General features: G+C 53.4%; 22 protein-coding genes and 2 pseudogenes. 7 read left to right on the forward strand and 17 right to left on the reverse strand.

Annotated elements, in window-relative coordinates:
* Positions 1–5 precede the first annotated feature (5 nt).
* From GWA01_RS00095 to GWA01_RS00130, 8 genes are all read right to left on the reverse strand, one after another.
* Positions 6–725, reverse strand: a complete 720-nt coding sequence (locus tag GWA01_RS00095) for a winged helix-turn-helix domain-containing protein (protein ID WP_186819407.1) — start codon at positions 723–725, stop codon at positions 6–8.
* 31 nt (positions 726–756) lie between these two features.
* Positions 757–2,898, reverse strand: coding sequence for a type III secretion system export apparatus subunit SctV (sctV, locus tag GWA01_RS00100; protein ID WP_146792851.1), 2,142 nt, complete (start codon positions 2,896–2,898; stop codon positions 757–759).
* Positions 2,895–3,218: a type III secretion protein gene (locus tag GWA01_RS00105; protein ID WP_146792853.1), complete on the reverse strand. Its 324-nt coding sequence runs from the start codon at positions 3,216–3,218 to the stop codon at positions 2,895–2,897. The genes sctV and GWA01_RS00105 overlap by 4 nt, the downstream gene beginning before the upstream one ends.
* A 4-nt stretch (positions 3,219–3,222) precedes the next feature.
* Positions 3,223–3,603 (reverse strand): hypothetical protein, encoded by a 381-nt coding sequence (locus GWA01_RS00110; RefSeq protein ID WP_146792855.1) that lies wholly within the window; start codon positions 3,601–3,603, stop codon positions 3,223–3,225.
* A 36-nt stretch (positions 3,604–3,639) separates the two neighbouring features.
* On the reverse strand, positions 3,640–4,542 hold the full coding sequence (locus GWA01_RS00115; RefSeq protein WP_146792857.1) for a SctD/MshK family protein: 903 nt from the start codon (positions 4,540–4,542) through the stop codon (positions 3,640–3,642).
* A gap of 108 nt (positions 4,543–4,650) precedes the next feature.
* Complete coding sequence (locus GWA01_RS00120; RefSeq protein ID WP_146792858.1) at positions 4,651–4,839, reverse strand: hypothetical protein; 189 nt, start codon at positions 4,837–4,839, stop codon at positions 4,651–4,653.
* Positions 4,840–5,004: 165 nt separating this feature from the next.
* Positions 5,005–5,685 (reverse strand): hypothetical protein, encoded by a 681-nt coding sequence (locus tag GWA01_RS00125; protein WP_146792860.1) that lies wholly within the window; start codon positions 5,683–5,685, stop codon positions 5,005–5,007.
* A 484-nt stretch (positions 5,686–6,169) separates the two neighbouring features.
* A complete protein-coding gene (locus tag GWA01_RS00130; protein ID WP_146792862.1) occupies positions 6,170–6,559 on the reverse strand; it encodes a hypothetical protein in 390 nt (129 codons plus the stop codon).
* Between the two features lie 614 nt (positions 6,560–7,173).
* On the opposite strand from GWA01_RS00130, the gene GWA01_RS00135 reads away from it, so the two are divergent.
* On the forward strand, positions 7,174–9,333 hold the full coding sequence (locus GWA01_RS00135) for a tail fiber protein (protein WP_146792863.1): 2,160 nt from the start codon (positions 7,174–7,176) through the stop codon (positions 9,331–9,333).
* 334 nt (positions 9,334–9,667) lie between these two features.
* Here GWA01_RS00135 and GWA01_RS13335 read toward each other — a convergent pair.
* The 4 genes and pseudogenes from GWA01_RS13335 to GWA01_RS13105 form a co-directional block, all read right to left on the reverse strand.
* Positions 9,668–9,869, reverse strand: a pseudogene (locus tag GWA01_RS13335) (IS5/IS1182 family transposase); the annotation flags it as partial.
* Between the two features lie 546 nt (positions 9,870–10,415).
* Positions 10,416–11,360, reverse strand: coding sequence for an arginase (rocF, locus tag GWA01_RS00145; protein ID WP_456305985.1), 945 nt, complete (start codon positions 11,358–11,360; stop codon positions 10,416–10,418).
* Positions 11,361–11,922: 562 nt separating this feature from the next.
* Positions 11,923–13,320: a TonB-dependent receptor gene (locus GWA01_RS00150; protein WP_229316035.1), complete on the reverse strand. Its 1,398-nt coding sequence runs from the start codon at positions 13,318–13,320 to the stop codon at positions 11,923–11,925.
* Between the two features lie 46 nt (positions 13,321–13,366).
* Positions 13,367–14,209: a TonB-dependent receptor plug domain-containing protein gene (locus tag GWA01_RS13105; RefSeq protein WP_228118238.1), complete on the reverse strand. Its 843-nt coding sequence runs from the start codon at positions 14,207–14,209 to the stop codon at positions 13,367–13,369.
* Positions 14,210–14,372: 163 nt separating this feature from the next.
* On the opposite strand from GWA01_RS13105, the gene GWA01_RS00155 reads away from it, so the two are divergent.
* Positions 14,373–14,855, forward strand: coding sequence for an Lrp/AsnC family transcriptional regulator (locus GWA01_RS00155; RefSeq protein ID WP_146792867.1), 483 nt, complete (start codon positions 14,373–14,375; stop codon positions 14,853–14,855).
* A gap of 224 nt (positions 14,856–15,079) precedes the next feature.
* Here GWA01_RS00155 and GWA01_RS00160 read toward each other — a convergent pair whose 3' ends face one another.
* The 4 genes and pseudogenes from GWA01_RS00160 to GWA01_RS00175 all read right to left on the reverse strand — a co-directional run.
* A complete protein-coding gene (locus tag GWA01_RS00160; RefSeq protein WP_146792869.1) occupies positions 15,080–16,435 on the reverse strand; it encodes an 8-oxoguanine deaminase in 1,356 nt (451 codons plus the stop codon).
* A 162-nt stretch (positions 16,436–16,597) separates the two neighbouring features.
* Positions 16,598–17,110 carry a nucleoside deaminase gene (locus GWA01_RS00165; protein ID WP_146792871.1) on the reverse strand — a complete coding sequence of 171 codons (513 nt, stop codon included), beginning with the start codon at positions 17,108–17,110 and terminating at the stop codon, positions 16,598–16,600.
* A 1-nt stretch (position 17,111) separates the two neighbouring features.
* A complete protein-coding gene (locus GWA01_RS00170) occupies positions 17,112–18,446 on the reverse strand; it encodes an amidohydrolase family protein (protein ID WP_146792873.1) in 1,335 nt (444 codons plus the stop codon).
* Positions 18,443–18,667 (reverse strand): annotated as a pseudogene (locus tag GWA01_RS00175) (aromatic ring-hydroxylating dioxygenase subunit alpha); the annotation flags it as partial. The gene GWA01_RS00170 and the pseudogene GWA01_RS00175, both read right to left, overlap by 4 nt.
* A 380-nt stretch (positions 18,668–19,047) precedes the next feature.
* Here GWA01_RS00175 and GWA01_RS00180 point away from each other — a divergent pair.
* The 5 genes from GWA01_RS00180 (at position 19,048) to GWA01_RS00200 (ending at position 24,057) form a co-directional block, all read left to right on the forward strand.
* A complete protein-coding gene (locus GWA01_RS00180; RefSeq protein ID WP_146792875.1) occupies positions 19,048–19,344 on the forward strand; it encodes a Rieske (2Fe-2S) protein in 297 nt (98 codons plus the stop codon).
* 61 nt (positions 19,345–19,405) lie between these two features.
* Positions 19,406–20,506 carry a BMP family ABC transporter substrate-binding protein gene (locus tag GWA01_RS00185; protein WP_146792877.1) on the forward strand — a complete coding sequence of 367 codons (1,101 nt, stop codon included), beginning with the start codon at positions 19,406–19,408 and terminating at the stop codon, positions 20,504–20,506.
* Positions 20,448–22,082 (forward strand): ABC transporter ATP-binding protein, encoded by a 1,635-nt coding sequence (locus GWA01_RS00190; protein ID WP_146792879.1) that lies wholly within the window; start codon positions 20,448–20,450, stop codon positions 22,080–22,082. The genes GWA01_RS00185 and GWA01_RS00190 overlap by 59 nt, the downstream gene beginning before the upstream one ends.
* On the forward strand, positions 22,079–23,122 hold the full coding sequence (locus GWA01_RS00195; protein ID WP_146792881.1) for an ABC transporter permease: 1,044 nt from the start codon (positions 22,079–22,081) through the stop codon (positions 23,120–23,122). The genes GWA01_RS00190 and GWA01_RS00195 overlap by 4 nt, the downstream gene beginning before the upstream one ends.
* The gene (locus tag GWA01_RS00200; protein ID WP_186819408.1) at positions 23,119–24,057 is read left to right on the forward strand and encodes an ABC transporter permease; all 939 of its coding nucleotides are present in this window, start codon (positions 23,119–23,121) and stop codon (positions 24,055–24,057) included. Before GWA01_RS00195 ends, GWA01_RS00200 begins: the two co-directional genes overlap by 4 nt.
* On the opposite strand, the gene GWA01_RS00205 is transcribed toward GWA01_RS00200, so the two are convergent.
* On the reverse strand, positions 24,054–25,463 hold the full coding sequence (locus tag GWA01_RS00205; RefSeq protein ID WP_146792883.1) for an aminotransferase-like domain-containing protein: 1,410 nt from the start codon (positions 25,461–25,463) through the stop codon (positions 24,054–24,056). The two genes, GWA01_RS00200 and GWA01_RS00205, sit on opposite strands and share 4 nt — an antisense overlap.
* Between the last annotated feature and the right edge of the window lie 29 nt (positions 25,464–25,492).

Raw genomic sequence — 25,492 nt, forward strand, 5'->3', positions numbered from 1 at the left:
GCTCATCATGCCGTAAGTTCCTGCGACTGTGTCAGTCCCATATCCTTGTCGAGCCGTGCCGCAAGGCGATAACCCACGCCGCGCACGGATTCGATCGTCACAAGGGAGCGGGCCTTTGCAAGTTGCCGCCGAATCCTGCTGACACGCACCTCAAGAGAGTTCGGGCAGTATTCGGCCTGTGCGCCATAGACGTCATGTTCGAGCCCGGAGCGGGGGACGACGTGACCACGGCGCCGCATCAGCGATTCCAAGATCAGCGTCTCGCGGCGCTGGAGCGTGAGCTCGAGATTGCCGACCCGGACTTCGCGTGTGGCGGTGCAGAGTGTGAGGTCGCTGAACTGGTGCTGCTCTGCTGAACGGATGCGGGGACGGCGCATGATGGTGCGAACCCGCGCGACCAGTTCGCGCGGGCTCACATCACGTGTCACACTGTCGTCTGCTCCCGCTTCGAGAGCTGCGATCCGCTCTTCCTGACAATTGGCGATGAGCACGAGGAATTCGTCGCCGTCATGGCGCCGGCAACGACAGCGCGCTTGCCACCAAACGCTGTAGACGCCATCGCCACTTGTGGAATCCAGCAGGACGAGGCTGTAATTCGATACCGTCAGAGCCTCGTTTGCATCGTCGAGCGTTGTGAAAACATCTGTTCCGAAACCGGCGCTTTGAAGGTTTTTGGCAAGGCCGTCTGCATACCCGCTATCGGGGGACATGATCATCAGTCTCATGTGCGTTTCTCCTGCAAAATCCGTTGATCCATCATTGCTGTCTGGCAATGACAGCATCGCCCCCGAACACGTCCGTTCCGATGGATGCAATGGGATGGACCGGGAACTCGTCGGCAAGGTCCTGATAGGAGAGAACGGGATTGTCGAAGCCGTTCCGGATCAGGAATCCTCTGATGAACCGTCGCGTGTCGACCGAACACACGATGATGGGTTTGGTGGTTTCCGCTTCCGCGCCGGATTTTCCGGGTGCGTTGGCCAGACGCTCGCGGACGGCCTCCAGAAGCTTTTGGGATGCATCCACTTCCAATGCCAGAAACGAGCCGGCAGGCGTCTCGCGGACGGACTGTCGCAGAAACTGGTCCGTTGCCTGTGATAGCACGATCGCGGGAATCGCCCTGTGGTTCGTCGCATAACGGTGGCAGATCTGACGGGAAAGGGCATTCCGGACGTGTTCGGCCAGCATTGGCACTTTGTTCTCGGTCTCGCCCCACTCTACGAGCGTTTCGAGAATAAGACGCATGTTGCGCAGCGACACGTCCTCTTCCACGAGACGTCTGAGGACTTCGGCGAGCCGCTGGACGGGCACCAATTTTGTGGCCTCGCGCGTTAGGTCGGCATATTGTGTCTCCACACGCTGGACGATCTGCCGCGTTTCCTGAAGCCCAAGGAAACGCCCGGCATGGCGACGCAGGGCAGCACGAAAGCGGAAAGCAATGATCCCGGCATGATCGTAGAACCCGAGCCCTGCTGTTCGGAGCCGCCCCTCGCTGGCGGAGGGAACCCAGAGGGACGGATCGTTGGTCAACAGGGCAACGCCTTCTTCGCCCTCTATTCCTGCAAGATCCAGATGAACCGGATCGTCATGCAGGAGAAGGAAGTCCCTGCGTAGTTCATGCTCCTCAATGGGGACGTCTTCCAGATCAATTGAAAACCGCAGATCTCCGCTGTCGTCGCGCTGACGGAGGGTAGGCGGGGGAAACTGGAAGCCCAGATCGTTGCCAATTTCCATGCTGGCTCGCGCCAGAAGGCGGCTCAAACGTGCTTGGTCCAGAATGGCACTCAGCTTCTGGCTGAGAGTGATCGCCATCAGGGGGGTGAAATTTTCCTGAAGTGTCGTGTCGGTCTGTCCCGCCGGTGAGGCGGTGGAGAAGATATCGTCCTGCTCGCCGGGATGCGTTTGGGCGGAGCGTCGGAATACGCGGTTCGTCAGGCTTTTCCAGTCAGGGCGGCTGCCACAGAAGAAAATTGCAGCTAGAATGAGGAAGACGGGTTTGGGAAAGCCTGGAATAAGCCCCATTGCCAGAAGAACGACTGACGCCACGCGCAGGGCGCTGCTGTTTGCCGTAAGCTGGGTCGCCATATCGCGGCCCAGATCCATGCCATGACCGCCCACGCGCGTTACTACGACAGCTGCCGTGATGGACAGCAAAAGGGCTGGGATCTGCGAGATCAGAGCATCGCCAACCGTCAGCAGCGTGTAGGTCTGCATGGCCTGACCGATCGCCATGCCGTGCTGCGCCACGCCGATGCCGATCCCCCCGACCAGATTGACCACGATGATGATCAGTCCGGCGATTGCATCGCCCTTCACGAATTTCAGAGCGCCATCCATGGCACCATGGAGGGCGCTTTCACTAGCCAGTTCCGTGCGACGGCGGCGTGCTTCGATCGCGTCGATGTCTCCCGACCGCAGATCGCTATCGATGCTCATCTGCTTGCCGGGCATGGCATCTAAGGTAAAGCGTGCGCCTACCTCGGCAACACGTTCGGTGCCTTTTGTAACGACGATGAACTGGACCGTGGTGACAATCGCGAAGACCACCAGACCGACGACGATGTTTCCGCCAATGACAAATTCGCCGAACGTTTCAACAATTGCTCCGGCATCCGCTGTCGTCAGGATCAGCCTTGTGACCGTGACTTCAAGCGCCAGCCTGAACACGGTCGAGACGAGGATCATGCCGGGAAGTGCCGTCAGATCCAGCGGCGAACGAAGATAGACGGCCACCATCAGAAGCAGGACCGACAGGCTAAGATTGCATCCGATCAGCACGTCCGCGAAGGCTGCGGGCAGCGGCATGATGAGCATGCCTATCGTCAAGACCAGCACCAGAACGAGGGCCAGATCCTGCCGCTGGCTCATGACCCTGAAAAAGTGCGTGAGATGTTTCATGCCGCAGCGTGCCGCGTATATTGCGCAAAACAGGTGCGTGCTTCGTCGAGCCGGCCAAGCTGATGCAGCGCCCGTGCTCTCAGGAGGGCATTGCCCGCATCGGGGGTAGTCTCAAGCTTGTCGAGACAGTCGAGCACAACGAGGGCGAGCTCACTGCGGCGGATGACGGTATAAACATGCGCCAGCATCCGCAGACATTCATGATCACCCGTGCGCTGGGCGAGTACCAGCAGCAGCATGGGCAAAGCCCGCCAGGGGCGTCCGCAGCAGATGTAGAGATAGGCGAGAGACAGCAGGAGATCGCGTTGATCACTTTCCACGACTTCAGCCGCCGATCAGACTGTTGGATGCCTTGAGCAACTGCTCCAGGGCTGCCAGTTCATGTCTGAGCGTTTCGATCCCCCCGGGAACAACAGGCGCCGGGCTGGAGTGTGAGGAGAGCTGTTCTTCCAGCCGTCGCAGAAGTTCCTGTCTGCGCGGTGGTAGAAGAACTGCCGGGTTGCGGAGATGCGGCATAATATGGGCGTAGACCGCGCCGATGACGGTGGGCGGATCAATGGTTTCGGAGAGTGCGTTTTCAGGCGCTAGTGTCTGGCGAAGGGCAGCAACTTCAGCGTTTAGCAGGCTATCGTCATGCTGAAGTGACAGTTCCTGCAGAGCGCGGTCGAGACGAACAGTGCCTTCGGACCAGACTCTCTGAACCATCTGTACTGTCTCCAGCTGATCTGCCGGTAAGGCAAATCAATACTTAAAGTTAACAGGTCGTAAACCCTTGTGCATTATTACGGTATGTTTCCGTATCTCTGAAAGAGACAATCCTGTGACAATTTCAGTGCCAACCCGGTAGCGCTGCGAATGCACGACAATATTAGGATTTTTTCCTGTCCAGACGGCCTGAATGGGCACATCAACCGGCGCAGTCACTGGCGCAATTGAGACATTCGAAACCCACACAGCCTGCGTTCCGAAGGACGCATCGAACCATTTTTCGACGTCCCGGAATGTTTTCATTTCCTGAGCCGAAAGGCTTCCATCAACGATGATAACCCCGGAAGACGCACTGACCTTCAATTCAGGTAGGTGATGCTGCGTTAGTTGCTGCACGACCAGATGGCCAAGTTCAGCATCGCTGGCCGGCTGTTGGAGGGAGGCTGTTTCCAGATCAGGCGCGTGGGAAGGGGAGGCACTGGCTATTCTGGGGGCGGGTGTTGCGGAATGTGACAGCGCCTGTATCACGACAAGTATCAGAATTGTTGCCACTCCCCCAATAATCATGATTGTGGGAATAGTTTTTTGTTTTGTACTGATAGTGTTTTCAGATGCGGAGGTAAACGTCTCCGGCGAAGCCGCGATGGTGCCATCAAAACCCAGATGAAGGGAGACGGGACCAAGCCGAAGTGTCGCAGGACCTGTGATGGTCGTGCTCTCACCAGAAGGAAGCGACATCGTATTCACAACGACATCCGGTGCAAGGGCTTGCAGCAGATAGACACTGCCAGACTGTTGTCTGATCGAAAGATGTTGTGCGGCGATGCCATCATCGAGCAGGGCCATTGTCGCGTCCGGGCCTGAACCAATGATTACAGGCTCTGTGCCGAACGTCATGACGGCATCGCTGTGCAATCCGTTCTGAACAACCAGCATTATTCATCCCGGCTTGGGAGGACAGATCCTCCAGGTGATAAAAACGGAAAATGGCCTGCACGACGGGGTCTGCCCCCGGCATGCAGGCCATGTCCGACGATGCGGAAATCAGTCCTTCGTGAAGGCGGACTTCGCGTTGCTTTCCATCGTCTGGGCAAAATCGTTCGCAAATGTCTGGGCGTTTGAGATTTCAGACATCTGTTCCTGCTTCTGCAGGTTCTGGTCTTCCATAGCTTCAGACTGCTGCATGATCTGCTGCATGGTTGAGTCGCTGCTGGCAGAGATGGAACCGCTCATTTTGTTCTCCATGACGTTGTTGGTGACTAAATCAGCGCCGTTTTCTCTTGGCGCCATTCGGAAGCTCACATGAACTTCCGACAACCGTGACGTTTGTAACAAACGTCTGAACACGCTCTGCATTTCTCCCGTGGCCCAAAAGAGCGCAGGGCAGAATGCCGAGCGTCAACCCTGCGCGGACTTCAGTTCGGATGCAGCAGAGCTGCTGTTGAACGTGCCGGACTGAATTTGGCTGGCTAGCATCTTTGCAACATCGGCAAGATTGTTGTTGCCGGCGTTCGAGGCTTCGAGGGCGAGGGCATTGAGATTGTTGAACTCATCCGAGCCGGATTTACCGGATTGGAGGGCATTAGCAATCGTGTCGACATTGTTGCTCAGCGCATCGACGCTATTGCCCTGAAGGGCCTGCTTGATGGCATTGCTGCTGCCGCCCTGATCGTAGGTGCCATCTGACAGGCTGCGTCCGATATTACCTGCAACGGAAGAGTCGAGGCCGTTGCCCTGCTGGCTGGCTTCTGAAGAAACAGCCTGAGCGTACTGCTGAAGGGTGTTTCCATTCGTGCCGTTCATGTCGACGAGCGTCTTCAACGTCTTCATGTCGTCGCTGAGATTTCCGGTCAGGGACAGGCCTGTGTTTCCAACAGGTGTGGGGGTCGAGGATCCGGTGTCGGACGTACCCGTGCTCGAGGCGTTGCCGCTGGCTTCCATTTCTTGCAAGAGCTGGATCAGGGCCTGCTCCATTTCCTGTGCCGTTTCCGTGCTCAGGTTTTGGCCGTCCGCTGAAGTGTTGAGGGTGCTCGTGTTCGTCGGGTTAAATGTTGTGTTGTAGCTGTCAACGGTGGACATACTGCTCTCCACACCAGAAAATCTGCGATCAGAGAGCAAGGTGTGACTTACCCTCTTGACCGAAATTTCCACGTTCTGCAGTCGCAGTTCTCATGGTCGTTTCGGCCTGAAAAAAGAGATATGTAAGCAATCTGACCAGAACCTGACGTAAGCTTCAGCAAAACATATTTTTGCTTAAAACCCGTAAATATTCACTTAATTGCAATGTAGTCCTGCTGTTGATTTTCAATCTGATTTCCGATCCGGGTGAATCGGGTAGTCGCGATTTTGAATTTCGCATTGCTTAATTTTTGCGATTCTCAGGTAAATATTCTGGTTGTTGGCAATAAAAATAGGCAAGAGTATTGTATTTAAATTTTATTTTTAAATAAATTTTACGGATAACTATCGTTTTTCAAGAATTTACTGTTAATAATTTTTATTGGTTAAAATAATTTCTAAATTGTTTATGGATATATTTTTATTTATGGATCAGTCTAAATTTCTAGCTAGTGGAAACATTAGATCTGTATCTCAAGAAAGGAATGGTAAGATCGAACGTGGGTACGTCCTCGAAGCTTCCTCGGCTCTCAGCTTCTGTGCCAAGACCAACATAGACGCGATCGATATTCGATCGTGTCTCTTTCTGTGCTCGCGTCATTTCGTTGAGAACGGAGATTGCAATCGTTGTGTTGACCAGGGCGGCAATCGAAGGAGGGCGCGCGTAATAGATCGGGTCATTGAGCGTGTGCCGCGCAAAAATCGGGTGCATATGGGTTAGAATGCGTGGATCTGCATTTGCGATGTCAGCGCGCCCGGCACCATCGATCAGATCCAACCCCTGTAGGCTGATCTGAAGATAAAGGTAAAACATTTTTTCAAAAAATTCGGTCATGGCACAGGCCCGCATACGCCGGTCCGCTTTGGGCAGCAAAGTGATATAGCCTCGTGCATGAATTTCTTTCAGATAACTCGTCACCGTATTGGGACTGGTTATCCCTGTATGTTCAACCGCACGAAAAGGTTTGTTGCCGTGAGTGGTGGAAGATCCAGATTAATCTTGTGTGAAAAATTCGATGCAAGTGCGCCGTGAGTCATGACCCACGGCATAAATCAGCGACATAGCGGGCCTCTCTCGGCATTTGCCTGTGAATCTCTAGAAGTTGCTGGTTGCAGAAATTTAGGCGTTGAAGGAAGGCCGGTGAGGCAATCAGATTATCGACTGTGTAGGTTGGCACGGTTTTGTGATCGGAAGGTGAGAAGTCAGCGTATGCCATACAAATGCCCAACAGAATGATCAGGCGTCATCTTTAGAGATCTGCCGGATGAAGGAAATCCCTTTGTCGCATTTTTGGTAAGATTCATGTTTCGACTTGCTTTTTTTGAGGCCGAGGTCGAGATTGGAGGTATATCTTTTAAGAATAGTCAATTTCATAGAGATGTATTTTTGAGTGTGATCTTTTTTCACTTAAAATACGACAGAAAAAAGTATCAAAGGCGCATATCTGCATGACTACTGGGGTATTCGATAATAATCAGCAGACCATAACGTTAACGCAGGCGATTGTCGTTAGCGGTAGCTTTCTATCTGCCGAAAGCTCCTCGGATATGCCGACAGCAATGATCCGAACCTTTGCTTTTGACAATATTTTATCGTCAGTCACCTTAAAGAGCGAGGGGCAGCTTCTTTCCATTTCGGGCAACGAACAGCTGTATGCCTCTATTGGCTCGATATATGGTGGAGATGATTATAAAAGTTTCAATATTCCGGATCTGGCAGGGAAAGTAGAAGTAGGAAGCCAAAGCAGCGCGTATTTGGGACAGGTGACTGGCGAAAGCCAGACCACGCTGACCGAAGATCAGTTGCCGCCGGCATTAGGGGGCGTTAGTCAGTCAGTGGATAACGCTCAACCTTCTCTGAGCGTCAATTATCTCATTCGCGTGACGAGTGATTCGTCGTCGCCGGGATTCGTGGGAGAGGTTGACGCTTTTGCAGGGACAACATTCACGATCTCTGGTGGTCAGTTTCTTGTGGCGGCTGGGCAATTACTGCCTATCGCCGAATACCCCCAGTTATATGCGGTAATTGGCACCACTTATGGCGGAGATGGACTGGCAACATTTGCGTTGCCTAATCTGACTGGACGCAGCATTATCGGGACATCCAGCACGTTAAAATTGGGGGCTGTTGTGGGAAAGCAGACAGTCTCACTGAGTAATGCGAATGTCCCCGTGTCTGATGGGGGTAGCGGTACGTTTTTTGACAATCGTGCTCCCGGGCTCGCACTAAATTACATTATCTGTGTCAGCGGTACTTATCCTAGTTCAGGGAGCAATAGTGGGCCCGTCATGGGCGAAATCCGTGCCTATGCAGGATCAGCGACCTCAATTCCTCAGGGGTGGGTATTGGCGAATGGTGCACTGCTGCCCATTGCTCAAAATCAGGCACTTTTTTCTCTTTTGGGCACAACTTACGGCGGTAATGGTACCACGAATTTTGCCCTTCCGAATCTTTCAGATACAGTTGTTGCCGGAAGTGGTGGGTCTCAGAGTTTTGGGAAGACTTACGGAAGCAACTCTGCCATTCTAAGCGTATCTGGAGGGGCCTGCTTTTGCCGAGGAAGCCGTATACGTACGTCCAGAGGCGATATTCCGGTAGAAGAGATCCAGATCGGCGATCATATTGTTGCCTTTGATGACGACGTAACAGGGGGCACTATCAGGTCGGTGACGTGGGTGGGACAATCGCGTGCCGTCGTTCGTTCACGTCTGCCGGATGATGAAGCTGGCTATCCGGTGCGTCTGTTGAAAGGGGCTATCGCGCATAACGTTCCTTACAAGGATATGTTGATTACATCAGAGCATTGTTTATTTCTTGATGGTCGGTTCGTTCCAGTGCGCATGCTTGTCAACGGACGTTCTATTTTTTTCGATAAAAGCATAGTATCTTACGATTATTATCATGTGGAGACAGAGGATCACTCTGTCATTATGGCCGATGGCGTATTAACTGAAAGCTACCTCGATACCGGTAACAGGCTTGCCTTCGACCAGAACGGTCCGGTTGTCTCAATTAGGCAGAGCCGTAATTTAACTTGGGATGATGCGGCGGCCCCACTCGATGTTTCGCGTCATTTTGTTGAACCTCTGTTTCGTAGCTTTCAGTCTCGGGCCGATCACGTTGAACATATGGGTGGGTCGCAAACCCCGCTTCTGACATACGAAGATGGGTTATGCCTTGTCACCGAAACCGGGCGCCTACTTCATCCTATCCGCAAGGTGAAAGATCGGGTCATGTTCAAGATCCCTTCTGGCGTGAGGTCCGTTCGTATTCTGTCCAATGCCAGCCGTCCTTGTGATGTGATCGGTCCTTTTGTGGATGATCGTCGTATGCTTGGTGTGTTGGTCGGTTATATCGAGCTTTTTGAATCTGACATAACGACAACGCTGATCTCTCATTTGCAGGACGTTGATCTGTCTGGATGGAATAATATCGAGAATGGTGCCATGCGCTGGACAAATGGGAGTGCACTGCTACCGCTTCGTTCTCGGTCGGTTGAAAGCACAGCGATCATGGCTCTTCAGATTCATAGCGCGGGTCCATACTTGGTTTCGGATAGTTGGTCCGGCGATGTGACACTGCAAGTGGGGGGGGCGAAGAGCCGTTGATTGATGTGTCCGAGTCTTATTTTTAAACTTTTGGCGTACTAATTGTTGGTTGCTGTGTAGTGTTCGATTGCGTTTTGAGTAGACTGGGACTCCCACACTGGATTACTACCCGCTCGCGTTCATCCTCTTCAGGAAGAGATAGCGGCGTATATTGTAGACGATATTGGCAAGGCCGATCCTCATTGCGACCAGGGTGATGCCTACGGGTCGGACGAACAGCTCAGTCTGCGCCTGCTAATCAGAGCCAGTACTGTGGAATACGCTCTTTACGCAGTTCTGTCTTTTGGCGTTGGTATTGCGCTGCTTTGGGGGGAGGGGGCGCCAGCGTGGCATCCAAAATCTTGAGCATCAGTACCGGATCAAACGGTGGACGCCCGCTCTTGCGCCCGTCTTAATTAGGTCAGAACTTGCTACAAATTAGGGCGGAAGACTTCAAAACCCAAAGTCCGAAAAAACGCATCAAGCTGAGCACCAAACCCGCTCAGACGGGCCAGACGTTCCTCAATATCAAAAAAGCCGGACTCTTCATGATCCATCTTTCCGTCATCATACCAAGGATGGAATCACAGATAACGACCCAAAGCCAGAGGGTTTTTCGAACCCTCTGGCTAACGCTTTTCAAGGCTGGAGGTTAAGCGGGATGTCGTGAACTGTGCCTCTTCTAGTATTGAAATTTTCGGGGAACCATAACGCGTGAGGGCATCCTGCAGCACCTCAATGTAGAGCTCCGCGTTCGTCGTGTTTCACAAACGTCAGGACAAGACCTTGCGCGTGGACTAGTTCATGAGCCAGCTGCCTGACCCTCTTGCGGCCGACATCATGTTTCGAACGACGCCGATGGTATGTCATCTGTCGTGAGCCATGATACGGCGTTTTCAATAACTTGGATGTTGATCAGTCGCGTTAACGCCAGATTGGCATCGTTCTGTGGTATAGGCCGACAGGAGAAGCCCGACTGGTTTAGCTGCAGCGTGTAAATTGGCGCTCAACCGCATAGAGGCATCGCGTAAAAAATCGCCTTCCACGAGAGGCTCGCCAATCTTCGCGTGCAGTTTTTTAGCATCAGCAGGGTTGATCAGATGTCAGTAGGTCCTTGTTTTGCGCTCCAGAACGCGGCGCCCGAAAAGGCTTGCGGCAAGGTCGGTCATGAGGTGCGCTGTTTTTGCGCGTACATCCAGGAACGGATTGAGTTCTGCCAGATCGAGGGAGGTCACGAGACCACTGTCATGTAGAATTTCCATGATCAGATGAGCTTCGCGAAATGTTGCTCCGCCGCAGACTGTCGTACCGACGGCGGGTGCAATTTCAGGGTCAAGAAAATCCACATCCAGACTGACATGTAGGCGCCCGTTAGCTGCCCGGACGCGCTCTAGAAAACTGTTCAGCGGAGCGACGATGCCCTGTTCGTCGATTGCGCGCATGTCGAAAACGGTAATACCGATATCCGCAACGTGGCGTTTTTCAGCTTGATCGACAGAACGGATTCCCATCATGCAGACATTGCGTGGATCGACGATAGCCACAGGCGCGGGGCAGTTCTCAAAGCCTGGCTGCCCCGTGAAATAGGCAACAGGCGTGCCATGAAGGTTGCCGCTGGTAGTTGTGTTAAGCGTATGTAGGTCAGTATGGGCATCTAACCAAAGCACGAATTGCGGCTGGCCCACTTCCTGTGCCCTGCGGGCTACACCGGAAACCGTTCCGGCAGACATTGAGTGATCCCCTCCTAAAAATATAGGAAAATCGCATGAGCGGGCCATGTCGTAAGCCTTGAGGCTAACGCTTTTGGTCCAGGCAATGATCGCATCCAGATTCCGCACAGCGGGGTTGGAATGACTGACGACGGGGGCTTCCGACGGAACGGCGTCTCCAACATCTGTAACCTGCCATCCCAGTTCCTGCAGGATTTCAGGCAATCCTGCGATGCGGAAGGCGGTTGGCCCCATGATGCATCCTCTTTCTGATGTCCCGCTCTGAGTTGGAACACCCAGAATTTGGCATGTCTTCATATCATTCTCTCTCGTGTTCATAGCTCGATCAGATGCATGTGGGCTTCACCACGCCCTTGTAAAGCGGCTGCTGAATGGGTCAAATGGGGATACAACCATGCTACCTTTCGTATTTTCAAAAATGGCCAATTCTGCCGATCCGAGGTGATCGGGAATATTCAGATTTTCCATGTCATTTTAGTGGATATTCGTGCTGTCGGAGGGAAAAGGGACGAATAATTTTTCCAGAAAGCACAGACTCTAGCGCTTATGAAGCGACGAGAGCTTTGCAGTCTCAATAACGGTATCTACTGCTCAAACGCGAAATGCTTATTTTTCTTCAGACGAGCATAGAGAAAAACGTATAATTGAAGTGCTTGAACTAACGGTGACTGTTCAGCACCCTGCTCATTCCATGCAGAATGATTTGTGAGAAAAGGATCTCTTGAGGGAAAGTAGGCACATATGGCCCCCGACCGGCCCGAAGGGTGTTTCCATGGTCGATGTTCGAGCGTCTACAATGACTTTGCAACAGTTGGGGCAGGTTAGGGGGGAGGACTGGGCTCCTCGCGCTGTCATGCGAGAGGAGCCTTTATAAAAGGTATTAAAAGCGTGCGTGCAGTGAGCCGAAGAACTGGCGTGGTGCACCTGCAAAGAGTTGCTGTGTGTCGCCAGACAGGGAGTAACCACCAATACCACCAACATATTGTTGATTGAAAAGGTTGTAGATCCCTAGGTTAAGTTCCAGCATTGCGAGATGAGGGATGTGATGAAAACGGTAATTCGCAGAGAGCGTCGCGAGCCAGTATCCGTCAACATTTGCATCATTCATGTAAGAAATATAACGTCGGCTCATATAATTTACATTAAAGTTGAGGCGGGCATCTTTATATGAATAAGATGCGTTGGCTTTATATATCCACTGTGGATATCCAGCCTCCAGTTTTCCTGCGATACCGTAATTAACCCCGTCACTGACCACATCGCGGCCATAAGTCGATTTGTTGTAGCTGAAACTGTTAAATATCTCGAGGTTTTGGACCGGGCGCACAGTGACGCCTGCATCAGCGCCCCACATGTTCATATTACCCACGTTGATATAGCTGTTATGCGCGTTTACGAGGCTGCCAACGGTAATGGTCGCCAAACGATTGCGGTAGTCAATATAATAGAGATTAATAAGAATGGTCAGTGGTTTAGAGTTGTAGCGGTACCCCACTTCATAGTTGAATGTTGTCTCTGGTTTCAGGTTGCGTGGCATTTCGTTTACGCCCCACGCATTTCCGCTCTGCCACGTATTATAAGTGTAGGCGCGAAGGTTTTTTGAAAAATTAAAAAACAATTCATTATGGTGCAAGAATGTCCAGTTCAAACTTATGTGGGGTAAAAATGCGCCGGCAGTGGTTAAACTTCCATTCGGAAGTGTGTCTTGACCCGTATATGTTGGATCGTTCTGCGTTGCGCCACCTGCCGTTGTTGTCAGCATCGATTTGAAGCCTGCATGAGCTCGCAGGTTTGGCAAGATTTTATATGCATCTTCCAGGTAGTACTGGAAGGTGTTCGTATTGAACATCATCGCATAGGCAGTAGTAAATGGATCATTATATGGCCCCAAAGCGTTTCGTGGGGTGCCTTCACTAAGAACAGGCTGGCTATAATAGCGCTGCGCCCAAGTGTATCCAACATGCTCGTACCAGACGCCGGACTGAATTTCATGATGGCCGATATCATACTGTAATGATGCCGTTGCACCTAGTCGGGTCACGGAGGTTTGCCCAACCTGCTGTATCATAGGAGCGCCAGAAGGCGAGCTCACATAGGGGTTTGTCCACTCATAGTTACCACCCGACTGGTGATCATACAGAACGCTCTTGAAGTGCATACGGCTGGTCAGGTCATATTGCAAATTAATGCCAGTCAGGTAATTCCTCTGTTTCTGGGCACCATCGTAATATGAGGCATCTGCCGGGTCCGAAAGTTTTTCATATCCCGCAGGATAAATTCCCTGCGCTGCGTGATAGGCAGTCGCGTAATTTGGATAGTAGTAATCAACTCGCTGCCCCCATCTTCTGAATGATCTCTAGGCTAAGGTCGCTGTAATTATACTGATCGAATTCTGAATAATTAAAGAATCCGCTGATTTTCCCCCGCGTTCCTAGCGGTTGGATAATTTTAAAATTCGCCTGCTGCTCGAACTGATCTCCAACACCTTTCCATTTGCCCGCGTCTGTCCGTGCATATGATGCCGAGAATTTGGTGCCTGTATGATTTAGAATTCCGCTTTCGAATTTCGCAAATGTTCGATACGTCGAATTGCTCCCGAATGTCTGTGATATGTCACCCCCCATTTTATCTCTGGGGTCTGCAGTATAATACTGAAGCGCACCACCAAGATTGGTAATTGAATTCACGTCGAGAGCACCGCCCCCCTGAGACATATCGACATGGCCAATATTGTCCTGAATTACCGCCTGATTGATGTCGAGGCCACTAGCGTTAATGAACTGACCATCGCCCAGAGGAATGCCATCAAGAGTTATGCCGATCTGGCTTTGGGTATACCCGCGAATATAAAATGTATTTGCCCAGGTATCCATTCCGAATGGATCGTCGGAAGCGAAGCTTACGCCTGGTGTTGTGGCTGATAATACTTGAAGTGGACTGGTCCCTGGGACAAACGCATCCATTGTCTTTCGGGTTATGGTCTGTTCCATGCCATGTGAAGTTAAGCGGCTGGCCGTTACGGATACGGACTCCGGAGTGGAAGGCTTTTGAGGCACAGAAGCTGCATGCTTGGCAGCATGTGGCTTTGGTTTGGTGTGCCGGTTCACAGCTGCATGAGCTGGGGATGTCTCGGCCAGCAAACCCAGATATGACGTAAAAAGGAGCAAACATTTTTTCTGGCCCGACATATCTGCCTCGTAATTACAATTTGTGAAGCGCAATAATATCGGAAGCGACATGAATTGTCTTATCTGATTATAAGGATAAAATGGAAATTTCATTCTATAAGATGGTATAAAATGAACGAATCTTGTTTTTTGGGGAGGATATATGGGGGATAATTCTTCAATAGAATTAGACAAAACTGATAAAGCGATTCTGGGCTATCTGGCGGAAAACGGACGCTTGCCTGTTTCTGATCTCGCTCCCCTTGTGCATTTGAGCACAGCGACCTGCTTTCGTCGCGTACAACGTTTGGTCGAGCGAGGTATTATATTACGGTTCAGTACTATCCTCGATCCCGTTAAAGTTGGACGTGGTGCGCTTGTTATCGTTGGGGTTAATTTGAATATCCTTGACAAGGACAGTATGGTTTCTTTTGAAAAATCTATAACTTCGCTTGATATAGTGATAGATTGTTATTTGGTGTCAGGAGAATTTGATTATTTTCTAAAAATTCGTGTTTCAGATATTTATAAATTTAATGAAATATATAGTAATTACCTTGTTTGCATTCCTGGAGTGTCCAGGACGCGAACCTTTATTTGTCTAAAGGAAGTCATAGATCGGCACGAAGCGTCTATTTATTTATAATTTTCACCTGGTAAGCAGGGTGGTTTTTAATTTTAGATCAAATGATAGATTTTTGGGTGTTTTGAGGGGTGCTTTGAAATGTAATTTATTTCGAATTCAAACCAATTTATTGTTCTCTGTGGGAGTATTTTTGACATCTTTCTCTTAAATCTAACGATTTTATAAAAAAAAGAAGGTCGCGTGTTAGCCTACTAGCTGAAAGACGGCCTTCTTCTGCTCATTTTCTACGGGAGGAGTTTTTGGATGCGACGGGCGTGTTGGCTATGTTCTTTCAGTATGTCCCCTAGGTTTGCGATAAGGGGGACGCCCTCCTCTACGAGAATTCGTCCGTTTACAATGGTCGTACCCGCGATCGCTGGAGCGCAGCGTAGCCACGCTTCAATAGGGTCACTTAATGCGCCAGCGAGCGCAATTTCGGACATTTTCCACACGACTAGATCCGCACAGGCTCCCGGACGCAGATGGCCGATTTCATCTTCCCATCCAAGGCACGCAGCGCCGCCGCGGGTTGCCATGTCCAATGCGTCTCGGGCTGTCATGCCGTGTGGGCCGTTGCGGTATCGGCCCAGAAGCAGGGCCATGCGCGTTTCGAGCCACATGGAGGCGTGATCTGTGGATGCAGATCCGTCACACCCAAGCCCAACCTTCATGCCGCGTCGACGCATGTCCATCGCGTCTGCTGAACCCCCGCCGATCATCATATTGGAGCATGGACATTGTGCTGTGCAGACGCCGGCATGAGCGAGGCGATCGATTTCGTCTTTGGACGGGTAAATGTAGTGGGCGACCCACGAGCGATGATTTGCCCAGCCAACGCGTTCGAAATATTCGGTGGGCGTGCAACCGTAGATTTCGGCGCAATACGTGTCTTCGTCAGGGTCTTCGGCAAGATGTGTGTGTAAGCGCAGTTCGTGTTTTTCTGACATTCGTGCTGATTCAGTCATGATGCGTTCGGAGACGCTGAATAGCGAGCAGGGCGCGAGGGCTACGCGCCCCATGGATCCCGCAGATGCGTCATGGAATTTTGCTACAAGGCGCTCGCTGTCCTCCAGAATGGTTTCTTCATCCTGCACGACAGACACAGGCGGCAAGCCGCCGTCTTTCACGGAGCGTGTCATGGAGCCACGGGTCGCGTGAAACCTGAAGCCTATCTCCTGCGCAGCTTTAAACTGTGCATCGATTAGGAAAGGCTTCGGATGGACATACATATGGTCCATCGACGTTGTGCAGCCGCCCATGAGCAGTTCGACCATCGCAATGAATGTCGACAGATAAACTGAATCTTCATTCAGTTCGGCCCAGAGCGGGTAGAGGCCTGTCAGCCATTCGAACAGCGTACCATTGGTGACGGGCGCATAGGCACGCGTCAGGTTCTGATACATGTGGTGATGGGCATTGATCAGCCCCGGCGTGATCAGTTGACCATGTGCGGAGATGGTTTTGACGGAGGGAGGAGGCTCCTCGGCGTGGCTCCCGATCGCATGGATGCGACCGCCTTCGATGGCAATCCAGCCATCTGCGATTTCCCAATCACGATCAACGTAAATGTATGCATTTCTGATCAGAAGATCGACCGTCATGACGGTGTCCTTGTTCAATACCGGTTGCAGGGCGGTATGCGCCCTGTCGCGATGAGGCCCTGTCCCGGAGCTGCGAGGTCCGGATCGTCATCAAGATGGTATTGAACGGGCTTGGATTTATGGAGCGTCTAGCATTTGGTATTATGGTTTTCCAGCGTAAATTCAGGCCTGAGTGTGCTGGGCATTCCAGAATTCGCGCTGGAGTGCGGCGGCTTCATCTTCAAGCATCGGCCCTACAACCTCTACCGGCGTCTGTCCGGCAGCGAATACGATGCGGCATGGTAGGTCCAGAGTGGGGTTTTCCGGGTGGTCACCGGTCATGGTTTTCAGACTAGCTTCCGACTGCCCATAGACCACGCGCCCAATACCGGCCCAGTAAATGGCGCCAGAGCACATCGCGCATGGTTCGGCGGAGCTGTATAATGTGCAGCTCGCAAGTTTTTCTGCCCCGTATTGGCGGCTGGCACGGCTTGCAAGAAGGCGCTCGGCATGGGCGGTCATGTCGTATCCTTCTGCGCTGAAACCGTTTCCCTGCTCCATGAGAAGATTGCCCTGATCGTCTACGAGGACGGAGCCAAAAGGATGATCGCCTCCCGCCCGCGCCTTGCGGGCAACGCCGAAGGCCATACGCAGAAATTTGGTATCATCGAGGGCGCTGGTGGGCGGCGCAGTCATGTTATTCCTTCCGGATTAATCGTCCGTTTATCCAGACTCGGGCAATATTTTCGGGCCCCGCATGGCAGACAATTTTCTGTGCTGCAGTCGGGCCGTTTTCATTAAGGTCAAGTCGCAGGGAGCTACGGCCGCTAGTAATTTCCAGAGCATCGAATGTCATACCAGTCTGTAACTGACCGGTGGGGACGCCAAGGGCTTCAGCTCCTCCGCGCGTGGCAAGCCAGAATGCTTCCTGAAAATCAATGCGGTTGCCCGGTGCTCCCCTTGATTGGGGAGAAACATGCGGGTCTGTTCCGCTATCAAGCATTCGCGCAGCGAGCACGGCTTGCCGTGCATTTTCCAGAATGGAGGGCGAATAACCGCCTGAGATATCGGTGCCGAGGCCACACCGGACATTTTCATCCAGTATTTTGTGGACGGGAAGTACAGCGCCCGCGAAGAATGCATTTGAAATTGGACAATGCGCCAGGCCAGCGCTGCGATTGCGGATCAACGTCCGGTCCTGGTGAGTGACAAAGTTGGAATGCGCCAAAATCGTACAGGGGCGCAGAAGGCCGAAAGAGTCCAAGGCTTCAGTATCTGTGCAATGCAGTCGACTGAGAACATGTTGGTGTTCCCAGTCACTTTCGGAGGCATGGGTCTGCACCCGGACGCCTGTTTCCCTGGCGAGATCGCCTAGTCCCTGCAAAAGGGCGTCGGAACAGGCAGGTATGAAGCGAGGCGTAATGACGGGTTGGACAAGGCCGCTTTCGTTACCGGGAAGCTGCTGGACAGCTGTTATGAAACGTCGTGTTGCTTCTATCGCGGCGGCTGCACTGGAATTGCGATATTCCGGCGGGCAGAGTTGTGGGTCGTCCATGGCAACCAGCCCCACAAATCCACGTTGCCCGTGGCGCAGGCAGGATTTTGCCAGTTCCAGACTGGCTTCCTCATGGATCGTGGCGAAATACAGAGCTGTGGTCGTCCCGTTTCTGAGCAGGGTAGGCACCAGTTCATCATAGACGCAGGCTGCAAAATCCAGATCTGCATACCGGGATTCCAGCGGGAACGTGTATCTTCCCAGCCATTGTTCCAACGGTAGGTCCAATGCTTTTCCGGCTTGCGGCCATTGTGGCGCATGAATGTGCAGATCTGTAAGGCCGGGCATGAGAATGCTGTCTGCGCTCAGGGAAATTGTCCCGGGGCTTTTACAGAGATCGTTATAGGCGTTGGAGCCTTCTTCTGCGCGCTCTGCAATAATGCCGTGGTCATCAATTCGCAGAGCACTCCATGTCAGGGAAGTGCAGCCCGGGGAGATTGGATCGAGTATTCGCCCGGTGATGACAAAGCCGCTCATGCGAGCGCGCCATAACGCACACCACGACTTTTGAGCCACCTTCGGTATGCGACAGACGCACGATCCACCAGTGCGGGGATTTCCATGGTGCCGTCGAGGGATAACAGGTGTGGATGTTGGTTTTCCAGAATGATGCGATCCTGAAGGAAGGTAAGCTGCTGGAACTCGATCAGTGCGTCCAGCGGGGAGGTGTCATCAATCAGGAACATGACGGGATGTGCCTCAATTGTTGATAGCATGGCCAAAGAATACCATTGAGCAAGTGTTTCGGTATCTATTTCGGTCATGCAGTCTGGTGCCCTCTATATGGCGTGATCTTGTCTCTGACACTTTAACGGGGATGTGGTGTCTGGCAAAATATAAAACATTGTCTTCAAGGAACGATCATGTCCGGCATACGCGAAGAGGCATATGGTTTGGCCTAGAGGTGGATTCGGTGCAGGGGGCGCTTCATTCCGGATCGGCTGCGTGCTTTTGTGATGCAATGGCTGCTCTTTTTTCTGTTGAAAGGAGATGCGGTACTGTTGGGTATGTTTGAAATCGCGTGCCTACTCGGGCTGCAGGAATGCATCGTAACATCTATGGAAAGCGGATCTTCGAGATGAGTAGGTGGTCCCCCGTTGCGCGAGCCATGGATATCGAACTTGCAGCGGTGGCGCCCGCGCGTCTTTCTAGGCAAGAGATCGCTCTCTGGCGCGAGCCGAACCGGACGCTTCATGCTTGGGAAGATCGGTGTCCCCATCGGGGCATGCACCTGAGCTTCGGGTTTGTGCACGGGAATAATCTGACGTGCCTGTATCATTGTTGGCAATGTGATGGTGCTGCTCGTATGCTCGAGGAATGTTCGGTGCTGCGTCGAAACATATTGATGGCGGCCATGATCTGTATCCCGCCATGAGGCATTTTATCCGGCGCATCCCTGCGCTTACGGGGTTTATCGCAATGCCAGGAATCCCTGAATGTCACTGAAAAAACCATTTTTCTTTGGGCGCCGGGCGGCCCTTTCCGGGGCAGGCAGCTTTCTGCTAACGTCTGGCGTCAGGGCGGCAACTCCGCGATTTGCACCTGTTCGAGAAGAAGACCTTCTGGTTGCGTTCGGGCACACCAGCCCGGTAACGGACGGCGGGTGGACGCATGCGCACGATATGGGAATTCAGGCTCTGAAGCGCACGTATCCGAAGCTGAAAACGCTGTATGTTGAGAGCATTCCATATTCGGCAGATGCAACACGGATATTTCGCCAGTTTGTCGCAGAAGGTGCGCAAATGGTCATCTCGACGTCCAATTACGGTGACTTCATCCGGGACGTTGCGGATCGTGCTCCAGCAGTGGCGTTTATGGAGTGCGATGGACATGCCGTCAGTGGGAATCTCGGCTGGTATTACATCACACACTGGTATGCGAGTTATGCCATTGGCGTTGCAGCAGCGCGGCTGAGTAAAACTGGCAGGCTTGGCTATGTTGCGTCGTTTCCTGTTCCATCGGTTTATGCAGGCGCCAATGCTACATTGCTCGGGGCGCGGTCCGTAAATCCCGAGGCAACAATGCGAGTGATTTCGATCAACTCGTGGTTCGACCCACAGGCTGCGACAGAGGCCGGGTCTGCACTCGTTGATAGCGGTTGTGATTTTCTCTGTGGCATCATGGATGATCCCGGATATCTACGCGTTGCACAGGATCGTGGTGTATGGGCCGCTATGTGGAACACAGATATGCGTCAGTTCGGCCCGGACGCGTATGTCAGCTCCGTTACGCTGGATTTTGCCAAATTTTACATTGAGCAGGTGGGCGCTCGGATCCGTGGAGACTGGAAGCCTGAAGCACGCTTCCTGACGTTGGGTGCTGGTGTCGACCGCGATGCATGGGGACAACGTGTGCCAGAGGTAGTTCGTGTGGAAGCCGATGCGGTACGCGCACGCATGCTTGGTGGCTGGTCTCCGTTTCAGGGTCCTCTTTATGATTCCGAGGGGAAGCTGAGGGTGGCGGAGGGGCATGTCATGAATGACATGGAGCTCTACAACTGGAACTGGCAACTGCAGGGAGTATCGGGCCTTGGATGAGCATGAGCGCTCTGAGGGCGCGCCGCGTCCCCTTAATCTTGCGCCTGGAACACCGCCAGTTCTGACATTATCTGGCATCTGCAAGTATTTCCCAGGTGTTATTGCGAACGAAGACGTTTCTCTGGATGTTTTCCCTGGCCAAATTCATGCGCTGTTGGGAGAAAACGGAGCAGGAAAATCAACGCTGATGAATGTTGTCACCGGGCTTTACCAGCCGGATGGCGGTGAAATCATTGTTGATGGGTACGGTGTGACGTTTGCTGCGCCTGACGCTGCTATCGCGGCTGGGATTGGCATGGTTCATCAGCATTTCAAGCTGGTCTCGCGTTTTACGGTCGCTGAAAATCTGCATCTGGGCTGGTCTGAAACGCCCCGTCGTCTTTCTGCCAGACAGATCGAGGCGAATGCGCGGACGTTGTCTGAGAAATTTGGTCTGGCAATTCGCCCCGAGGCTGTTGTTGGGACGCTTTCTGCTGGCGAGCAGCAGCGCGTGGAAATCCTGCGTGTTCTCTCACGTGGTGCGCGCCTGCTTATTCTGGATGAGCCGACAGCGGTGCTCAGCCCCGTGGAGGTGGGAGAGCTGTTCATAGCACTCCGGCGTTTCCGTGATGGGGGAGGCGCCGTCATCATCATCAGCCACAAGCTTGATGAGATCATGGCCCTTACTGATCGTGTTTCGGTTCTGCGGCATGGGCGACTTGTTGGCACGCATCTCACGGCTTCGACGACACCTGCTCTTCTGGTGGCGGAAATGATTGGCCGCCCGGTAACGCTGGCGACGTCATATCCACGAGGAAATGAGGTTCCGGTGACGCCCTCGCCACTGGTTCTCGAGGAGGTAACTGCTCGTGATGACGGCGGGATTATCAGGCTGGAAGGCGTAACGCTTTCCTTGCGTGCAGGGGAAATTCTCGGTGTCGCAGGCGTGACAGGAAATGGCCAGCCTGAGCTGGCTGAAGTTCTGACTGGCCTGCGTGCGCCCGATCAAGGTAGCGTTGCACTTGATGGGGTGGCCGTGAAGCAGGCTGACCCGGCTGTTTTCGCCCGTGCCGGCGTAGGTCATGTGCCGGAAGACCGCCTGCGGAGGGCGCTTGCACCTTCTTTGAGCGTTGCCGAAAATGCGGTCCTGCGAGAATACGCGCAGGCTCCCATCGGGGGGCGTTTTGGATTTTCCATCGTACGTGCGCGCGAATTTGCACAGCTTCTCGCCGATAAGGTTGGTGTGAAGCTTCCAGGCGCAATGATGCCTATTCGTGGGCTTTCAGGCGGTAACCAGCAGCGCCTGGTTCTTGAGCGCGAAATCCGTATTGCGAGCAGGGTTTTAGTGGCCAGTTATCCCAGCCGTGGGCTGGATATTGGTGCGATTGCAGCGATGCGTGAAATGCTCGCGAAGGCACGCGATGCGGGTGTGGCGGTCGTTTTGATGTCTGAAGATCTGGATGAGATTTTTGCCTTGAGTGATCGTGTGGCGGTGTTGTGTGCAGGCCGGTTGATGGCCGTGATTGACCGCTGTGATGCCGATCGTGACCGCATTGGTGCATTGATGAGCGGGCGTACACAGGCGGAGGCAGCATGAGCAGCTCACGGACACGTCTGACCGTTGTTCCCACGCAGCGCATTCTTGTGGGGCGCGGACTTGCGCTTCTTGCTGCCCTGCTGATCGTCGCTGTGACGTTAGCTGCAATGGGGCGTTCGCCGATTACGCTGTTTGGGTTGGTTATGCACTCGACTGTTGGGTCCCGGTTCGGGCTTGAGGACCTTGCGCTCTTCATGACGCCTCTCATGCTAACGGGCGCTGCGGTGTGGGTCGGAATTCGCGTCAATTTATGGAATATCGGCGCGGAAGGGCAATTTTATGCTGGCGCTACGGCTGCAACCGCAGTTGGTTTATTCACTGGCTTGCCGCCAGCCCTCGCCATACCAGCCATGATTGTTGCTGGCATGGCAGCTGGAATGGCATGGATTTTTGTTCCCGCGGTCGCCCGTGCGTGGTTGGGTGTGAGTGAAATTGTCACGACATTGCTCCTGAATTTCGTGGCATCGCTCTTGGTATATTATCTGGCAACTGGGCCTTGGGCAGATCGCGTGACGGGTGCTCTGGCTTCTACAGAGCGGCTGCACGTAATCCTCCCTGATATCTGGGGGGTAGTGCACTGGGGCTTCCCTCTCGCAGTTTTCACTGTCGTTGTTCTGGGGGTGCTGCTGGCCCGCAGCCGGTTCGGGTATGAAACGGCAATTGCTGGTGCCAATCCCGAAGCTGCCCGCTACGCGGGTATCTCTGTGGCGCCGCGTGTGTTGGCTGTCCTGCTTCTGTCGGGTGGATTGGCTGGGCTTGCTGGCATGGTTGAGGTCGCGGGAACGGTGCACAGGCTGCAGGGCGGGATTGCCAATAATTATGGCTATTTGGGTATTGTCGTGGCGCTTCTGGCACGAGGATCCTGCCTGTCCCTCATTCCCGCAGCCCTGCTGATGGCGTTTATTCTGGACACGGGCATCGTACTCCAGACCACGCAGATCAGCGCATCCGCCGTGCTCGCCATTACCGGTCTTCTGGTGTTGGCGATTGCTGTTGGTGATGAACTTGCAGCTTATGCACGGGTAAAGAAAACCTCATGATCGAGCTTCTTACAGGCCTTCTGGGTCATGCTGTGCTGTCTGGCAGCGTTCTTGCACTCGCGGCTTTGGGAGAAGTCATAGCCGAGCGTTCGGGCGTGACGAACCTTGGCGTCGAAGGGCTGATGTCTCTTGGTGCGGTGGTGGCCGTGATGACGGTGGCGGCCATTCCTCACCCGTGGGTCGGGCTATTGATGGCAGGGCTGGTTGGAGGTCTTGGAGCGGGCGTTCTGGCGCTGGCCAGCGTCGTGCTGCGTGCCAATCAGGTTCTGTGTGGCGTAGCCGTGACGTTTCTCGGGCTCGGACTTAGCGCGACCATAGGCCGTCCTGTTGCTGGTATGCCTGTTCCGGTGATTTTCGAACCTGTCTCAGTCCCTATGCTTTCCAGCATACCTGTTATCGGGCCAGCTGTTTTCGCACAGAATATTCTGGTCTATTTCATCTATCTGCTCTTGCCACTGATTGTACATTTCTGGCTCTTCCGAACGCGGTATGGGTTGGACCTGAGAGCTGTTGGCGAAAACCCTGCTGCGGCCGACGCAGTGGGCGTTCCGGTAACGAAATTGCGTGTCATGGCGGTGATGATTGGGGGGATACTGGCCGGGTTTGCGGGCGCAGATCTAACGCTTGCTGTCGTACCTGTATGGTCTGACGGTATGATTGCCGGACGTGGCTGGATTGCGGTGGCGCTTGTAATTTTTGCAGGCTACCGACCTGTCTGGGCTGTAGCATCAGGGCTGCTCTTCGGCCTTGTCACAGCAATCGGTTTCATGGGGCAGGCGCGGGGATGGCCTGTTGCGCCAGCAGTTTTGAACACGCTGCCATATCTTGGGACTATTGGTTGTATCATCGTGCCAATTCTGGCGTTTCCCCGCCTACGCCGCGCGATGGCGGCTCCTGCGGCGCTAGCAACGCCCTATCATCGGACAGGGCGCTAGGAGCGCGGGTTCGGGATAGGATTAGACAGAAAACTGAACAGCCGCGGATTATCCATCTGACTCGCGTTGAAGCGCAGCCATGGTGTCGGTGTCTGATCCGGGCTGAACAGAAAACCGGGGGCGAGCATGATGTTCTGCTCCGCGGCTTTCCTCGAAATTTCCACGGGGGTTCCTCTGTTTTGAAAGCGAGCCCATAGGAACATTCCTCCCTCAGGGCGTGTAAAAATCTCCAGCCCGGCTGTTCGCAAGGAGCTTTCGACATTTTTTCGGGTAACTGCCAATTTGTCCCGGAGTTTCGCCAGATGCAGGCGATACCGTCCATCTGCCAGAATTGTATGGACGACTGCTTCGCCCATGGAACTGCTTGTCAGACTGCTGGCCATTTTAAGGCGCAGGATCCGTGCCGAGATGTCTGCAGGGCAGGCAAGAAATCCCACACGCAAGCCCGGCGATATTGTTTTGGAAAAGCTGCTGATGAAAATGACGCGTCGCAACTGATCGAGATGTGCCAGCGTGGGAATGGCCTCATCCGCCAGCCCACCGAAGATATCGTCTTCGATGATCATGAAGTCGTGCCTTTCAGCCAAGCTCAACACATGATGCGTAACAGACGGCGTACAACTGGTACCCGTCGGATTATGGAGGCGTGTATTGAGCACAAAGGCCTTTGGTCGCTTTGTGTGGGCAACTTGCTCAAGCGTTTTCAGGCACGGGCCATCATGAAGGCGCGGAATGCCAATGACCCTGAGGCCAAGTGCCTCCAGAGCCGGGAATAGATTGCAGTAGCCCGGGTCCTCAACCAGCACGGTATCTCCGGGCTGCGTCAGACAACGGACACTCAGTTCCAACGCCTGACTGGCGCCATGTGTCAGAATCAGAGCAGAAAGATCGCATTTTATCCCCTGCCTCAACAGAAGCAGACGTACCATTTCCCTTAGTCCGGGGTGGCCGTATGGATTGCCATACCCCGACATGGCGGGGTCGGGGCGACGAGCCAATGCGGTGAAGGCATGGCGAATTCCGTCAAGGAAAAGATAGCTGTCCGGTAGCCAACCACACCCGGCCTGAATGACCGAGGCATTGTTTTCATAGGCCCGTTGCAACATCCACGAAGAGTCGATCGATGTCGCGATATCCGCAGGCACGGCTGCGGCTTCATTCCTTTGCTCGGCTTGTCGTGCAACGAAAAAACCACTAGCGCGCCGTGCCTCCAGAACACCATCGGCTACAAGGCGGTTATAGGCATTTGATACGGTAAGCGGGCTGACCTCGCATTGTGCAGCCAGACGTCGGATGGAGGGCAGCCGCGTACCCGGTATCCAGTTGCCATTCTGTACCAGGGCAGAGACCTGCCGGATGATCTGAGCCACGAGTGGCGTCTGGGCGTGATGGTCAATTTCAAGCATGATGGCTGACTGTACTGCCTGTTCTGATG

This window comes from Gluconobacter wancherniae NBRC 103581, from assembly GCF_007988885.1.
Lineage (GTDB): Bacteria > Pseudomonadota > Alphaproteobacteria > Acetobacterales > Acetobacteraceae > Gluconobacter > Gluconobacter wancherniae.

Bases quoted from the DNA above. Each gene is read 5' to 3' on its own strand.
- GWA01_RS00115 (WP_146792857.1), bottom strand. From the start codon at position 4,542: ATGCTGGTTGTTCAGAACGGATTGCACAGCGATGCCGTCATGACGTTC.
- GWA01_RS00170 (WP_146792873.1), bottom strand. From the start codon at position 18,446: ATGAGCGGCTTTGTCATCACCGGGCGAATACTCGATCCAATCTCCCCG.
- GWA01_RS00155 (WP_146792867.1), top strand. From the start codon at position 14,373: ATGGGGGATAATTCTTCAATAGAATTAGACAAAACTGATAAAGCGATT.
- GWA01_RS00125 (WP_146792860.1), bottom strand. From the start codon at position 5,685: ATGTCCACCGTTGACAGCTACAACACAACATTTAACCCGACGAACACG.
- GWA01_RS00160 (WP_146792869.1), bottom strand. From the start codon at position 16,435: ATGACGGTCGATCTTCTGATCAGAAATGCATACATTTACGTTGATCGT.
- GWA01_RS00135 (WP_146792863.1), top strand. From the start codon at position 7,174: ATGACTACTGGGGTATTCGATAATAATCAGCAGACCATAACGTTAACG.
- GWA01_RS00110 (WP_146792855.1), bottom strand. From the start codon at position 3,603: ATGGTTCAGAGAGTCTGGTCCGAAGGCACTGTTCGTCTCGACCGCGCT.
- GWA01_RS00195 (WP_146792881.1), top strand. From the start codon at position 22,079: ATGAGCAGCTCACGGACACGTCTGACCGTTGTTCCCACGCAGCGCATT.
- GWA01_RS00095 (WP_186819407.1), bottom strand. From the start codon at position 725: ATGAGACTGATGATCATGTCCCCCGATAGCGGGTATGCAGACGGCCTT.
- GWA01_RS00205 (WP_146792883.1), bottom strand. From the start codon at position 25,463: ATGCTTGAAATTGACCATCACGCCCAGACGCCACTCGTGGCTCAGATC.
- GWA01_RS00190 (WP_146792879.1), top strand. From the start codon at position 20,448: ATGACATGGAGCTCTACAACTGGAACTGGCAACTGCAGGGAGTATCGG.
- GWA01_RS00200 (WP_186819408.1), top strand. From the start codon at position 23,119: ATGATCGAGCTTCTTACAGGCCTTCTGGGTCATGCTGTGCTGTCTGGC.
- GWA01_RS00180 (WP_146792875.1), top strand. From the start codon at position 19,048: ATGAGTAGGTGGTCCCCCGTTGCGCGAGCCATGGATATCGAACTTGCA.
- GWA01_RS00120 (WP_146792858.1), bottom strand. From the start codon at position 4,839: ATGAGCGGTTCCATCTCTGCCAGCAGCGACTCAACCATGCAGCAGATC.
- rocF (WP_456305985.1), bottom strand. From the start codon at position 11,360: ATGAACACGAGAGAGAATGATATGAAGACATGCCAAATTCTGGGTGTT.
- GWA01_RS00165 (WP_146792871.1), bottom strand. From the start codon at position 17,110: ATGACTGCGCCGCCCACCAGCGCCCTCGATGATACCAAATTTCTGCGT.
- GWA01_RS00130 (WP_146792862.1), bottom strand. From the start codon at position 6,559: ATGACCGAATTTTTTGAAAAAATGTTTTACCTTTATCTTCAGATCAGC.
- sctV (WP_146792851.1), bottom strand. From the start codon at position 2,898: ATGAAACATCTCACGCACTTTTTCAGGGTCATGAGCCAGCGGCAGGAT.
- GWA01_RS00185 (WP_146792877.1), top strand. From the start codon at position 19,406: ATGTCACTGAAAAAACCATTTTTCTTTGGGCGCCGGGCGGCCCTTTCC.